The sequence below is a fragment of the Anaeroglomus insulsum genome (assembly GCF_050689095.1).
Taxonomy (GTDB): domain Bacteria; phylum Planctomycetota; class Phycisphaerae; order Sedimentisphaerales; family Anaerohalosphaeraceae; genus Anaeroglomus; species Anaeroglomus insulsum.
In genome coordinates this window covers 19260-34552 of record NZ_JBOGCL010000017.1, presented here as the reverse complement: position 1 = coordinate 34552, position 15293 = coordinate 19260, and the positions used below count along the sequence as shown (strand labels likewise).

14 protein-coding genes are annotated in these 15293 nt (G+C 44.9%); all 14 read left to right on the top strand.

Going from position 1 to position 15293, the window contains the following annotated elements:
* On the top strand, positions 1–227 hold a 227-nt coding region (locus ACQ9LF_RS12765; RefSeq protein WP_462489799.1), incomplete at its 5' end, for a hypothetical protein.
* A gap of 12 nt (positions 228–239) precedes the next feature.
* Positions 240–1904: an MBOAT family O-acyltransferase gene (locus ACQ9LF_RS12760; protein WP_462489798.1), complete on the top strand. Its 1665-nt coding sequence runs from the start codon at positions 240–242 to the stop codon at positions 1902–1904.
* Positions 1905–1922: 18 nt separating this feature from the next.
* Positions 1923–2966: a hypothetical protein gene (locus ACQ9LF_RS12755; protein ID WP_462489797.1), complete on the top strand. Its 1044-nt coding sequence runs from the start codon at positions 1923–1925 to the stop codon at positions 2964–2966.
* Complete coding sequence (locus tag ACQ9LF_RS12750; protein WP_462489796.1) at positions 2963–3913, top strand: glycosyltransferase family 2 protein; 951 nt, start codon at positions 2963–2965, stop codon at positions 3911–3913. The genes ACQ9LF_RS12755 and ACQ9LF_RS12750 overlap by 4 nt, the downstream gene beginning before the upstream one ends.
* Positions 3903–4799 (top strand): glycosyltransferase family 2 protein, encoded by an 897-nt coding sequence (locus tag ACQ9LF_RS12745; protein ID WP_462489795.1) that lies wholly within the window; start codon positions 3903–3905, stop codon positions 4797–4799. Before ACQ9LF_RS12750 ends, ACQ9LF_RS12745 begins: the two co-directional genes overlap by 11 nt.
* A 14-nt stretch (positions 4800–4813) precedes the next feature.
* Positions 4814–6688, top strand: coding sequence for an asparagine synthase (glutamine-hydrolyzing) (gene asnB, locus ACQ9LF_RS12740; protein WP_462489794.1), 1875 nt, complete (start codon positions 4814–4816; stop codon positions 6686–6688).
* Positions 6675–7148, top strand: a complete 474-nt coding sequence (gene pssD, locus ACQ9LF_RS12735; RefSeq protein ID WP_462489793.1) for a PssD/Cps14F family polysaccharide biosynthesis glycosyltransferase — start codon at positions 6675–6677, stop codon at positions 7146–7148. The genes asnB and pssD overlap by 14 nt, the downstream gene beginning before the upstream one ends.
* Positions 7145–7846, top strand: a complete 702-nt coding sequence (locus tag ACQ9LF_RS12730; protein WP_462489792.1) for a polysaccharide deacetylase family protein — start codon at positions 7145–7147, stop codon at positions 7844–7846. Before pssD ends, ACQ9LF_RS12730 begins: the two co-directional genes overlap by 4 nt.
* A 13-nt stretch (positions 7847–7859) precedes the next feature.
* Entirely contained in the window at positions 7860–8348 is a 489-nt protein-coding gene (locus ACQ9LF_RS12725) for a glycosyltransferase (protein WP_462489791.1), read from the top strand.
* Positions 8349–8885: 537 nt separating this feature from the next.
* Complete coding sequence (locus ACQ9LF_RS12720; protein ID WP_462489790.1) at positions 8886–12104, top strand: CotH kinase family protein; 3219 nt, start codon at positions 8886–8888, stop codon at positions 12102–12104.
* Between the two features lie 217 nt (positions 12105–12321).
* Positions 12322–12516 carry a 30S ribosomal protein S21 gene (gene rpsU, locus ACQ9LF_RS12715; RefSeq protein WP_462489789.1) on the top strand — a complete coding sequence of 65 codons (195 nt, stop codon included), beginning with the start codon at positions 12322–12324 and terminating at the stop codon, positions 12514–12516.
* Positions 12517–12612: 96 nt separating this feature from the next.
* Positions 12613–13920 (top strand): B12-binding domain-containing radical SAM protein, encoded by a 1308-nt coding sequence (locus ACQ9LF_RS12710; RefSeq protein WP_462489788.1) that lies wholly within the window; start codon positions 12613–12615, stop codon positions 13918–13920.
* 16 nt (positions 13921–13936) lie between these two features.
* On the top strand, positions 13937–14443 hold the full coding sequence (locus tag ACQ9LF_RS12705) for a peptidylprolyl isomerase (RefSeq protein WP_462489787.1): 507 nt from the start codon (positions 13937–13939) through the stop codon (positions 14441–14443).
* Between the two features lie 87 nt (positions 14444–14530).
* Entirely contained in the window at positions 14531–15013 is a 483-nt protein-coding gene (locus ACQ9LF_RS12700; protein ID WP_462489786.1) for a GreA/GreB family elongation factor, read from the top strand.
* Positions 15014–15293 lie beyond the last annotated feature (280 nt).

Below are 15293 nucleotides of genomic sequence, written 5' to 3'. Positions count from 1 at the left end.
TGCGTGCCTCATCATTACCCTCAGGAGGTTATGAAATGGCTTCTAAAAACATGAGTCTTTCGTTTAATTATTCAAGAACCAATAGATTCCACAAGATACCTGCATCTTCGCCGGGCGGTCGGCAAGTCGCTGCGGAAAAGCCGTTCTCAATAGTCGTTGTTGCATTCGTTTTCAAACATACAAAATATCTCTATGAGACATTAAGTGATTTATTCAAAAGTCAATAGGATTGAATGGTTATGTTATTTAATAGTGTTGCCTTTTTCATATTTTTTGTTATCGTATATTCTATATACCTTTTATTATATAAAAAATATCATTGGCAGAATATCTTATTGTTTGTTGCCAGTTACATCTTTTATGGCTGGTGGGATGTTCGTTTTCTTTATTTGATTATTTTGGCAACAGTGATTGATTATCTGACATCCCTGTTGGTGGACAGGGGGAGGCTAACCGCCAAACAATTTATCAAGGCTTTTGCTTTTCTTCTTGCCGCGGCTTTTTTTTGTGTCACGGTTCAATGGGATGCGGTTTCGTGGTATCTGAATGGCTTGAAGCCTGTTATTGACATTGACTGGAATGCACTGTTGCCGCTATCGATTAAAAGCTGGTGGGTATTTAATCTGACATTAATAGTCTCGATTGTTCTTTCAATTGTTGGTCCACCAATCCTTCGCTCCAAGTGGGCGACGCGTCGTTTTTATATGTTTGTCTGCGTCTTTCTGAATCTTGCAATTTTGGGAGTATTTAAGTATTTTAATTTTTTTGCGGATAACCTTATAACTGTCTTTAATTATTTTGGATTCGAAATAGGACAGTGGACGTATCGGATTGTTCTGCCTGTTGGTATTTCGTTCTTTACTTTCCAGGCTCTGAGTCATACAGTTGATGTATATCGTGGACAGATAAAAGCCTCTGATTCTTTACTGGAACTTGCGGTTTATATCTCCTATTTTCCTCAACTCGTTGCTGGCCCAATTGAGCGGGGAGCTCATTTGTTGCCCCAGTTTCAAAGGCCGAGAATCATCCAGTGGGATGAATGCCGTGAGGGGCTGTGGCTCATTTTTTGGGGCCTATATAAAAAGGTCGTTGTTGCAGATAATATTGCACTTGTGGTGAATAGCGTGTTTGGTCCCTATGATAGTATGCAGTTGACGACTGTTCCGGAAGACGGCGTGCGATGTCTGCTTGCGATCTATGCTTTTGCGATTCAAATATATTGTGATTTTTCAGGTTATACCGATATTGCACGTGGTGTTGCCAAGTTAATGGGCTTTGATATTATGCTCAATTTCAATTTGCCGTATATTGCTGTAAATCCCTCCGATTTCTGGCGGAGGTGGCATATTAGCTTATCCAGCTGGTTGAGAGATTATTTATATATTCCACTGGGGGGGAGCCGAGGTGGGACATGGTGTACGTACAGGAATCTGATTTTAACCATGGTGCTTGGCGGTTTATGGCATGGTGCCGCCTGGACGTTTGTTTTGTGGGGAGCCTTTCATGGCCTTATACTGGTGTTATACCGTGTATTGGGTCTAAATGAACTAACGGAAAAGGCTCGATTCCCAATGAATATTATTTACATGGTTATCATGTTCCATTTAGTATGTTTTGGATGGCTTTTATTCCGCGCACAGAATATGACAACGGTAAGCCTGTTTTTGAAGTCTATTGGGACATCTTTTTCATGGTCGACTGAAGCTGCAGAATGTCTTAGAAAAATCGGGTTCTATGGATGGTTCTTGATGCTGTTCCAATTAGCTCAAGCAAAATACAAGTCATTAAATCCTTTGACGGATTCTCCATGGTTTTTACGGTTGAATATTTGGTTATTCGTGGTCATGTCTATTCTGGTCTTATCACCAAGAAAAGCCCAGGAATTTATCTATTTTGCATTCTAAATTATTGTGGGCAAAAAGATGTATACTAAATTCATAGTGGGTGTTGTATATTGTTTGATTGGTGCTGAGGTATTTTTGCGTCTCTTTGCTCCACAGCCGATGATCCCGCGTCATGTCTGTGCCACTTACTATGGAATCAGAGGCAATGCCCCTAATAAGACCTATTGGCATATTGGTGAAGAATATAAGGTTAAACTGCATACAAATTCCAAAGGAATTCGATCAGATCGAGAAATACCCTATGAAAAACCTCAAGCGATCAAACGGATAGTACTTTTGGGAGATTCGTTTGGGATGGGCTATGAAGTTGATTATAAGGATATGTTCAGCACACGTTTGGAGTACTACCTCAAGGACCAATATGGAATACATGCTGAAGTGGTCAATCTTTCAACCTCAGGACATGGAAATGCCGAAGAGTTGCTTGTATTGCAGAATGAAGGGCTGAAATATCATCCTGATTTAGTGTTGCTGGCATGGCATACTACAGATTATGATGACAACGTACGCTCGGCTCTATATGGCCTGAATGATAATCTTTTGTATCGTAAAAATGAAACCTATCTGCCGGCCGTAGAAATCAGAGAAAAGCTTGATAAAATACCTGGATACGCATTTCTCGAACAATATAGCAATTTATATTCTTTCTTTCGTGAAATAGCAGGGAGCAAGACAAAGGAGTGGCTTACAAACATTAAGAGAAAGCAGCAGATTAATATCAAATCAAATGATACTGAGAAACGAGCTGATATTTATGCTAAAGAATTGACCTTATTGCTTTTAAAGGAAATTAAAAAAACAAGTGAAGAAAACCATGCACAATTTTTATTACTGGATATTCCTGTCAGAAAGGATAGAGAGGTATTTTATTCAAATTTTCCTTTGCCTATTGATCAGGCTAAATTGATATTTAATATATACAGTCCCATAGACGGCTTTTTGCAATATAAAGGAGAAAAGATATATTGGGAGAAAGGCCACGGTCACTTTACGCCGTTAGGCTGCGATATTGTTGGCAAAGGTCTGGCACAGTATATTATTGAAAATCAATTACTGAAATGAATAAACTCATGGATGTGTCTATAATAGTTGTAAATTGGAACACACGAGACATTCTCAGAGATTGCCTAAAATCTGTATATATACAGACTTCAGGTCTTTCTTTTGAGGTTATTGTTATTGATAATGCCTCTTCAGATAATTCTGTACAAATGATCAAGTCAGAATTTCCTCAAGTGGTTTTGATTGAAAATGATGAAAATCGTGGCTTTGCCGCGGCCAATAACCAGGGGATGCAGATTGCCAGGGGGCGATATGTCTTATTGCTCAATAGTGATACGATTGTTTTGGATGGGGCGATTCAGAAAACCCTTGCTTTTGCAGAGCAGCATCCAGATGCAGCTGTGGTAGGATGCAAGGTGCTTAATCCAGATGGGTCTTTACAACCAACATGTTTTATGTATCCATCACTGTTGAATCTATTTTTATCGAGTACATATCTCTACAAAATATTTCCACGCAGTCGTTTCTTCGGCAGGGAACGGATGACCTGGTGGGATCGTGATGATGTTCGCGAGGTAGAGGTCGTAACCGGCTGTTTCATGCTGGTTAGAAGAAAGGCGATTGAGCAAGTAGGGATGATGGATGAATCGTTTTTTATGTACGCTGAGGAGACCGATTGGTGCTATCGATTTAAAAAAGCAGGGTGGAGGTTGCTATTTACCCCAAATGCCCAGATTATCCATCTGGGTGGTCAGAGTTCCAAAATTGTCAAAGTACAAATGAATATTGAACTTCGAAAATCTATATTGTACTTTATCCGAAAAAATCGAGGTTATTTGAGTTATCTCTTGGGCTGCATGTTGACATTATTGTTTTATATGGTTCGAATCCCCTTTTGGCTGGCGATGTTGCCGATTCCATCGCAGCGGCAAAAAGCTATTGGCATGACTAATGCCTATTTGGGTGGGAGCCGGACGATAATTAGTGGGAATATTAATGCAAAATAGATATCTCATTATTACGCCGGCTTTTAATGAGGGGAAGTATATCGAGAATACCATTAAAAGCGTTCTGTCTCAAACATGCAAGCCGATTGTTTGGATTATTGTGGATGATGGATCAATGGATAATACAGCCAATATTGTTCAGTTATATGCCAAAGAATATGATTGGATAAAATATGTATTCCGCTCCAAAATAGCTGGCCAGAGTTACTATGCCAGTAATGTCTATGCCATTCAGGAAGGCTTAAAACACGCCTCTCATATCGATTATGATTTCATTGCCATTTTGGATGCTGACATTACATTGGTTCCCGAATATTATGAAGTTATATTAGCAAAGTTCCAAAAATATCGAGAATTAGGGATAGCAACTGGCACCTATCTGGAAAAAGAAGGTGATAGCTGGGTTGAAGCCCGTATTGATCGTCGCTCAACTCCAAAAGCTATTCAGGTGTTTCGACGCAAATGTTATGAGCAATGTGGCGGATACATTCCCTTTAAAAATGGAGGAGAGGACTCTGGTATGGAAATTATTGCCAGGATGAATGGCTGGCAAACATGGTCTTTTCCTGAAATTAAAGTCTTTCACAATCGTCCTGTTGGCACAGGCGATGGCCGCTCATTATTAAAGGCGCGATTTCGTCTTGGTTTGACAGATTATTGCCTGGGAACTCACCCTTTATTTATGCTGGTCAAAGCATGTAAAAGATGTATATGGGAAAAACCATATATTATTTCGGGATTGATGCGTCTATCGGGATATTTGTACGGCTTTTTAAAACAGGAACACAGGCAGCTCCCTGTAGAGGCCCAGCTGTATTTAAGAAAAGAGCAACTTAGACGACTGATTAGCTTTTGTATGAACAAGACATTTTGGAAGCCCTATTAACTTATGGATTATATATGTGCGGAATTGCAGGCTATATAAACTATATCTCTAAAAAAACGGATTCCCGGGTTGTTCGAAGAATGATCGATTGTCTTCAACATCGTGGGCCAGATGGAGATGGTATTTATGAATCGGATTATGTATGTCTCGGCCATAAGCGGCTGAGTATCATTGATGTTGAGGGAAGTAAGCAGCCTTTGTCGAATGAAGACGGTTCCATCTGGGTTACATTTAATGGTGAGATATATAACTATCAGGATTTACGAAGTGAACTTTTGTCCAAAGGGCATGTTTTAAAGACACATGGAGATACGGAAACATTGGTTCATCTTTATGAAGAATATGGCAATAATATGGTGAATCGTCTTATTGGAATGTTCGCTTTTGCCATTTGGGATTCCAGGAAACAGGAATTATTTCTGGCCCGAGACAGGCTGGGAATCAAACCATTGTATTATGTACCGAGGAAGGATTCCTTTTATTTTGCTTCTGAACCTAAAGCGTTTTTCCAAGTTCCGGGTATTCAACCGTTAGTCAATCAAAAAGTATTATCTCAGTATTTAACATATCGGTCAGTGGGAGCCCCTGATACACTGTTCAAAGGCATCTATAAACTTCGTCCTGGATATAGTCTAGTTGTTAATCATTCTGGCTGGAAAGTTGAACAGTACTGGGACATACCCTTGATTTCTAAAGAAAAGAAAAAATCAATATGTATTACCAGTTTGAATGATATTTACCAACAGGTCGAGCAGAGACTGATCACATCAATAAAGCGGAGACTGATAAGTGATGTGCCGTTGGGGGCATTTTTGAGTGGGGGGGTAGATTCCAGTCTTATCGTGGCGATAATGAGTAAGATCACTAATATTCCAGTTAAGACCTATTCTGTTGGGTTTGAAAACTTTGTATCCTCTGAGTTGCCTTATGCAAAAATAGTTGCTCAAAAATATCAAACCGATCATCATGAATTAGTATTGCAGGAAACGGTTTTCAGTGACTACCTCCGGCATCTGACGTGGATTCGTGATGCCCCCCTGAGTGAACCGGCAGATATTCCCTTATATCTACTGTCTAAGATGGCTTGTCAGGATGTTAAAGTTTTACTTTCGGGTGAAGGCAGTGATGAAATATTTGGAGGTTATCCCAAATATGCTTACGATCATTTCGCGAATTGGCTAAAGTATATTCCAGGCTCTTGCATAGACGCAGTTGGGGCAGCTCTCCCCGAAAAGTTCCGTAGGGCTGAAACGGCACTCCGAAGTCTTCGTATTCAAACCAGAGAAGACCGTTGGGCACAATGGTTTTCCCCATTTACCCCTGAACAGAAAAAGCAACTACTAAGGGTAGATGGTGCTCTTGACAATCCAACTCGGGAATATGTCGACAAATCAAATGAATGTGAAAACATAGATGCCATGTTATATACCGATTGCAAGTTATGGTTGCCAGAAAATCTTTTGGATCGCGGTGACAGAATGACCATGGGGGCATCGGTGGAAGGCCGTGTTCCTTTTCTGGACCATGAGTTAGTTGAATATGTCTTTAGTATTCCAGGTAGATACAAAGTCAATGGCATGAAGCGAAAATGGCTAATTAAAAAAATAGCCGAAAAATACCTTCCTCCTCAAATTATATATCGAAAAAAAGTTGGATTTGCAGTGCCGTTAGATCAGTGGTTCAGAGGTCGCTTAAAAGAGTTGTGTTATGATACAATATGTAATAATCACTCTCTTCCTGAAGCCATCTTTTCAAAGACTTTCGTGAGACAACTATTGGATGATCATTGCCGTATGAAAAAAAATTATTTCCTGCCGATTTGGACTTTATTGGGCTTGGCCTTATGGTGGGATATTTTTATACAAAAAGATAAAAATGTCATCGATTAACACAAAACAGTATAAAATTGGTCTTGTGGCTTCAGCCGGTGGTCATTTGAGTCAGTTACTATCCCTTTGTGCTCTTTGGCAAGAACATGAGACATTTTACGTCTCGACTGGCCAAATGGTCAAACAAAAGCTTGAGCTGTATGGTAAAACTTATATCGTGGGCGAATGCAATCGCGAACATCCCATTCAGACTTTGGCGGTTCTGTTTAAGTGCCTGAGAATTATTTTAAAAGAAAGACCTGATGTCATCTTGAGTACCGGTGCAGCCCCTGGTTTTTTAATGTGCTTTTGGGGCAAGCTATTCGGGGCTAAAGTGATCTGGTTGGATAGTATCGCAAACGCCAACAAGCTTTCCATGAGCGGTCGAATGATTCGCCCCTTTGCGGATTTAATCCTCAGTCAATGGCCGAATGTTGCCGCTAAATACCCCAATGTAGAGTATGCAGGCGAAGTACTATGAGCCTTGTCTGTTACTTATTATTGATTGCCAGTGTTATCGTAGTTCTATATATCCAATTACCCTGGATAATTGGGCGGATATTGCGATTTCAACAACGGGCAAAGGCTGTACACAGTAAATGTATCTATTTAACTTTTGATGATGGACCGGGAAGTCGACTGACGCCTAAGATTTTAAAAATATTAGAAGAGAATAGTATAAAAGCCACCTTTTTCCTTTTAGGCAGAAATATTGTTGAAAGAGAGAGTCTCGTTAAGACTATTGTTAATCATGGACATTTGATTGCCTCCCATAGTCATTCTCATTACCATGCATGGAAGGACCTGCCTTGGAAAGCAGTGAGTGATATTAAACAAGGTTGGAAAATTATTAATAATGTGATATCAACAGAAAATAAGAAATTTCCTTATCGTCCGCCTTATGGCAAAATGAATTTATTATCTCTTTTATATTTATTATGGCATCGAACCCCAATAATATTTTGGACGGTTGATTCTTTGGATACTAGGGTAAATAATAAACGAAACGTTGATTATGCCGCACAGAAAATCAAGCAGGAAAAGGGGGGTATTGTCTTGTTTCATGATTTTGACAGAACGAACAATCAGACGGATGAATATGTGCTTGAGTCCCTCAACTGCATAATCAAAACGGCAAAAGAGATGGGACTGAATTTTTCCGTTATAGATAATTTATGAGGTCACAAGGAGCATGATATTTCTCCCTGTAGGGACACAATTTGGTTTTGATCGTCTTGTCAGGGCGGTCGATGAAGCAATTTTAAAGAAGATTATCGAGGATGAAGTCTTTGCTCAGATCGGTCCCGGCGATTATAAACCTGTAGCGATGAAGTATGTCGTCAATCTGGGTAAAGAAGAATTTGACCGCGTCTTTCAATCTTGCAATGCGATCATCAGTCATGCTGGAATGGGTAATATTGCCCTTGCGATCAAGGCTCAGAAGCCCCTGTTAGTGCTTCCTCGTCTTAGAAAATACGGTGAAGTGGTCAATAATCACCAAGTTGACACGGCTAAGAAATTTGAAGAAATGGGACATATTCTTGCTGCATACGATGAGAATGAACTGATTGAGAAAATCAAACTCCTGAAGACCTTTGTCCCCAAACCTCGAATCCCCAATCGACAGGGGGTAATTGATCGAATTGCTGCATTCCTGAATTCGCTTGAAAACAAACAATAGGCCGAGCTTTGCTTGCCGGTGCTTTAGCGAAGCTGATGTAATGGTATGGGTATTTATTATGAGAAAAGTGTTGTGTTCAAAGGAAAAGCCAAACACAAATATGAAACCAAATACTGGCAGATAACCGTCTTTTTTTTGTTTATATAAAAGAGGAAATAGATTTAGAATAGCTGTATTCTGTGCCGATTATCAAAAAAGTCGTTTCAAAAACTAACCCAAGGTTGAAATAGGTAATTTGTTCGTATGCGACATATTGAATCGAAATCAACAAGTATGAAATGCCTGATGCAGGCTACATACATATTTGCTTGATAGACGAGTCGAATTCTCTATTTCTGTGCAAAATGGTGCCAATCTGTCATTAAGTTATAGAGGATATGGCCGTGAATGCTCTTGACCTGCTCCCCATAATTAGTGTCCAGGTGCCTGATATTCAGATATAGTGGGTATAATTCATAGATTGTTTGGGGCAATCTCAAGTAGCGAAATGACAATAAATGAGTGCAGAAAGACCCTTTTGCCTGCATCTGAGGAATCATGATGAAAAGACTGATGTTCTGCGTGGTTTGGGTGTTGTTTTTCGGCATAATTTCCCATGCCGACATTCTTGGCATCGAAGAATTTAATTACAGTGATGGTAATATTGCCGGCCAGGCGGGGGGCCAGTATTGGGATTGGAACAATACCTCCGGCCTCCATACTGAGACGGCTTCCAACTGGAATGCGGTCTTTGGCACTCCCATGGTTCAGAATAAAGCCTTGTTTATCAATTCCAGTGGGGCACGCCGTGAATACAATGGCCCGACGGAAGGGTCAGAGGAGGGCACCGATGAGCGGCTGGGGGCATTTCGTGGGGCGGGCACGGTGTATTACGGGGTCACGGTGACTGAGCTGACCGAAAATCCCTGGTGCGGTTTCAGCAGTTATGACTTCGGCTCCGAGCGTATCTTTTTTGGTCGGCCCAGCGGTTCGCAATTTTTCGGTATCGAAATCTCCGGATCGGGCAGGGCGTTAAGTACCATCCCGGTGATTGTGGGGCAGACTTATCGGCTGGTGTCGGCAGTGGATTTTGATGGCGATCAGCTTCGTTTGTGGGTTAATCCGGATAGCAGTGATTATGACCATGGTTCCGCCGATAATTCTGCCGATGTAACCCTCGCTTATACCGGCAGCAACTGGAGCACATCGGTCCGTTTGGCAGGGGGATCGCAAAGCTTGTGGGATGATCTGGTTGTTTCCAATTCCTTTACGGATATTGCAGGTCCCGCAATCACCCAGGCATATCCAGCCAACGGGGCCGTTGAGGTGGCCGTTGATACGGAGTTAACGTGGCACTTGAGCGGGTCGCTGTCAGAGGTGACTTATACCATTTATTTGGGTCAACAGCAATCTGCTGTGGCTGCTGGTGACAGCTCCGTCCTGGCTGCAAGTCAGTCTGCTCAGACCTTTTCTCCCGGCCTTTTGAAAAAAGGGGCTGTTTATTACTGGCGTGTGGATGTGGTTGCCGACGGACAGACATATCCCGGTCGTGTGATGCATTTTACAACGGCGCTGCCCTCATTTGATTGTCTGATGTTAGATTCTGATTTCAACGCCGACTGTACAACAGATATCGCCGATTTGCTGATTGTTGCACAGCAATGGTTAGGGACCTGTACGATACCATTCTGTGCGGATGTGGATCAGACCGGAGGGATTGACTTGTCCGATTTCGCACGGCTTGCCCAGGAATGGCAAAAGGATGGTCCTGGGGTCGTTATCAACGAATTTCTGGCAAGCAATAATAAAGGCCTGACTGATGAAGATGGAGCCGCATCGGACTGGATCGAGATCAAAAATCTTTCGAATGCGGCGGTGAATCTGAAAGGCTGGTCGCTGACCGATGATCCGGCTAACCCCGGCAAATGGAAATTCCCTGATATTACTATAGATGCCCATGGTTTTCTGCTGGTATTTGCCTCGGACAAATACCGTGCCAATCCGGCTGGTCCACTGCATGCCAACTTCCAGCTGAGCAAGGGTGGCGAATACCTGGCTTTGGTTCGGCCCGACGGCAGTATTTCCCATGCGTTTACGCCGTATTTTCCACCGCAGTATCAGGATGTGTCGTATGGATTGACGGTGTTTGGGGATTCCCATCGATTTGAATACGGTTATTTCAGTAGCCCCACACCGCTGCAGAATAACGCCAGCGGTTTCGTTGGTGTTGTTGAGGATGAGGTGAAATTTTCCATTGGCGGCGGGGTATTCACCGAAGCACGGATATTGACGCTTTCAGTCGATAATCCCAATGCCGTAATTTACTATACCACCAATAATTCCGAGCCTACTGAGCAGTCAATCCGCTATACGAGCCCCATTTCCATTACGACTACAACCGTCGTACGGGCCAGAGCTGTCGAGCCGGGCAAAGTTGCCGGGCCTGTTACCGGCCAGTATTATGTCTTCCTGGCACCCTCCGTACAGGGATTTAATTCGAATTTGCCGCTGCTGGTGATTGATAACTTCGGCGGGGGGGCTTTGGGGGATGACAATCCTGCGACGGCTCATCTATTTAAGCCATCGGTGGTAGGGGTGTTTGCGGTTCAGGCGGATGGACGCAGCCGTTTGAACAATCCTCCTGAGATTCTGAGCCGGGCCGGGGCTAAGGTGCGGGGTATCAGCTCCTCTTCATTTCCCAAAAAAGGATATGCGGTTGAATTCTGGGATGAAATGGATGAGGACAAATCGCTGGCCGTTCTGGGTATGCCTGCCGATTCCGACTGGGTTTTGTACGCACCATATTATTATGACCGGGCGATGATTCGTAATTCACTGATTTATGAGTTAAGCAATCAGGTCGGCCGGTACGCCCCGCGGACACGCTTTGTCGAAGTCTTCCTGAATACCAACGGCGGGGCTCTGGAGGCCGGCGATTATATTGGGGTCTATGCACTGATTGAGAAGATCAAACGCGGCAAAGACCGTGTGGCAGTCGAAAAACTTGATGCTTCGGATAATTGTTTGCCGGAGGTGGCCGGCGGCTATATCTTCAAAAATGACTGGCTCGAATCCGGAGAGATGGGCTGGTACACGACGCGAGGCAAGCCCTCTTCGCAGGGGGGGATGGGCAGCGCCCTGTCGCTGGTCTATCCGGAACAGGAACATATTACCGATGCGCAGTTGACTTATCTCAAGGATGCCTTCCAGGCCTTTGAAGATGCTCTTTATTCCCCATCGGGCCAGCATTACAGCAATTATATCGATGTGGATAGCTGGGTTGACCATAACCTGCTGAATATGTTTGCCAAGAATGTGGACGCCCTGCGTCTGAGCGCCTACTTCCACAAATCCCGCCAGGGGAAAATTCAGGCCGGCCCGATATGGGACTTTGACCGGTCGATGGATTCTTATGATAGCCGGGATGACAGTTATAATACCTGGAAAGGAACTGGGGACGGCACAGATTACTTCCATTATGAGTGGTGGGATAAGCTGTTTGACGACCCCGACTTCCGCCAGCGGTATGCCCAGCGATGGTATGCCATGCGGGCAGGGGCACTGAGTACCAGCAATATCCATGCGGTGATTGATGCGATGGCTGCACAGCTTAGCGAAGCTCAGGTTCGCAACTACGCTCGCTGGCCGGAAGTGGCCCCTGCATCAAGCTGGGCCTATGAAATCCAGCATCTTAAGAATTGGCTGGCTCAGCGGGCCGCATGGATTGATACCCAGATGGCGATTGAATTTGCCCCGCCTTCGCCGACTGCGAAGTAAGAACTTGACCCGGATTTAGGAGATATCAAACAGAATGCCCCATTGGCGACCTGTAAAGTCTTGTAAAAATAAAATGAGATTTGAAATTCCGGGGCTAAAAAGCCGAAAAATTTACTTGCATCCGGACTTAGATAAAAATAAAATTAAAGGCTCTCAGTCAGATTGAAGATAAGTTTAGTATTGTTTACGCGATAGCAAAGGGAAGGTCGAACATAATATGATTAAAGTGAAGTCCCGTACTGGTGAATCCGTTCAGCAGATGATCAAGCGGTTCAAAAAGATGTGCGAAAAAGAAGGTCTGATTCGTGACATCAAGCGGAATGGCTACTATGAAAAGCCCTCCGAAAAAGGCCGTCGGAAACGGAAGAAATCAGAGCGGATGGCACGGATTTTCAGTTCGAATCCCGCGTAAACAGTATCAATTTCAAGACTCCGGCCGGACAGAAGGCGTGGAAGACCACCCTCCTGTCCGGATTTTTTATGCGCACAGCAAAAGAGACTCAGGCCGATGCGGGATACCAGGGCAAAATGTCTGTTTGTGAATCCGCCGATTTATGACTTTGCGGCGTATGATTTCTGGCTGCGTCCACTGGGACTGGTGACAGTGGCGGGAATGCTGCGGGGACGGGCAAAGTTGTCAATATACGACTTTTTGGATCGACGGCATCCGCTGGCGCGTGGCAAAGGGCTGCAGGATGATGCCTGGGGCCGGGGCAAGTTTCTGGAGCAGCGCGTGGCCAAGCCGGATGTATTCAAGCCGATCCGGCGGTATTACCGGCGGTTTGGATTGCCGCAGGAGGATTTTGAGCAGTATTTGCAGGTCCAGGGGCCGTTTGACTTTATTTTTGTGCAAACGGTAATGACCTACTGGTATCTGGGTGTTAAGGAAGTCATTGAGACCCTCAGACGCTGCTGTCCGGGCGGGCGAATTGTGCTGGGCGGCTTTTATGCGACGGCCTGCCGGAAGCATGCACTGGGGTTGGAAGCCGACTGGGTGGTGTCGGGCCAGGATTTAGGGCCGATGTGGGACTGGTTAGGCCTTGGCCGGCCGGAGGGGGATACGTCGGCGGCGTGGGAATTATATCCTGAGCCGGTAACAGCGGCGATTACATTGACCCGAGGTTGCCCGTATCGATGTTCTTACTGTTATGTGCCAGTGGCTGGCGGCGGATTTCGGACCCGCGGACTCAATGAGACAATCGCGGATTTTGAGTCGGCCAGAAGAGCAGGAGTGCGGCATCTGGCGTTTTATGATGATGCACTGCTGTATCGTCCAGAGGAGGTATTATATCCGTTTCTGGATTATGTTCGGCGAGTCGGAGGCGTCATGCTGCATTCCCCTAATGCGATGCATGCCCGACTGATGACTCCGGAAACCGCTCGACGGCTGGTTGCGGCGGGGATGAAGTCGTTTTACCTGGGCTACGAGAGCGTCAATGTCGAGTTTCAGCGCCAAACCGGTGCAAAGGTGGCCGGTGAAGATTTGGCGGGTGCCGTCGAGGCGCTCCGGTCGGCGGATGTGCCTCTGGATGCAATTACGGCCTACGAAATCCTGGGCCATCCGCTGGCGGATGTGCAGGGGATTGAGGAGTCGATGCGGTTTGCCAGTTCACTGGGAATCCGGGTGATGCTGAGCGATTTTTCTCCGATCCCAGATACCCCCGATGGCCAGTTGTGCGGGGGGGTTGTGGATTTGGACGAACCATTGTATCATAACAAGACGGCGTTTCCGATCCTGCTATTGGGGGCGGAAAAAGTCGATTATTATAAGAATCTGTGTGCGGCCTTGAACCGTCACAATAAACATTCAGCTTAAAACTGAAAGGACCAAGATGAGTAATCCGAAAGTAAAAATGCAGACAACGCTGGGGGATATTGCCCTGGAACTGGACGCCCAGGCAGCCCCGATCAGTGTGAAAAATTTTCTGGAATATGTCAACGACGGCTATTACGACGGAACGATTTTTCACCGTGTCATCAAAGGCTTTATGATTCAGGGCGGCGGCCTGACGCCCAAGATGCACCCCAAGCCGGCCAATGACCCGATTATTAACGAAGCCTCCAATGGCCTTAAGAATAAGCGAGGCACCATTGCCATGGCACGGACTGCCAATCCGGACAGCGCCACCAGTCAGTTTTTTATCAATCATGCGGATAATGATTTTCTGGATTATACCGGCCCGACTCCGGACCGGATTGGCTATGCGGTCTTTGGCAAGGTTACCGAGGGGATGGATGTGGTCGATAAGATTGCCGCAGTCAGGACCTGCTCGAAGGGCTATTATGATGATGTGCCGACGACGACTATTGAGATTATCTCGGTTAAGCAGATTGCTTAGCAAACAAAATACTGTCCGGCAGCGTAGCTGGGCATAAAGATAGAAAATTCTGTAAAATGGACGATTTGATTTGTGGAGTGTGTTAGAATGCTTGATCTTGTGCCGATTTCAAAGACAGGATACAATAAACTCAAGGAAGAACTCGCACAGCTCGAAAAAGAGGCTGCCGAAGTCCGCATTCGTGTCAGTGAGGCCCGTGAACAGGGCGACCTGAAAGAAAACGGGGAATATATTTATGGCCGTCAGCAGCTCGGTTTTCTGGAAGGGCGGATGGGACAAATCCGGGCGCAGTTGAACCGCTCCGAAATTGTGGATTGCACAAAGGTCCCGTGCGACCGGGCGGTGTTTGGGACGGTTGTGACTCTGCTGAATCTCAGTACGCAGCAGAAGATGACTTTTCAATTGTTAGGCCCCCACGATGCGGATATCGATAACGGCAGTATTTCGATTCTTTCTCCTGTAGGCGATGCGATTCATGGGCTTGCAGTCAATGAAAGAGCGGTGGTCAAGAATCCCAGCGGTGAACATCATTATGAGGTGATTGCGATTGAACCCTCGCCGGTGGAATAATGTACCCAACGGGTATGATTTTTTGCGACGGCCACAGGCCGTTTAATGCCGTTCAAAATGAAAGATTTGCCTGCCGTGAGGCTGAATTGATTTCAGGGCAAACCTCTGCTTGCCCAAATTGAACTGTACCAAATGCGTATCGTTATGAGGAAAAGTGATAACTAAGCTTTAGGCGATCAGAGTGTTAAGACGGCAGCAAAAAAAACGGCCTGGGCGAGGCTGACTCGCGACAGGCCGTATGTTTTTCGGTAGGGAGGCAAGCGCATTTACGCATCAATAG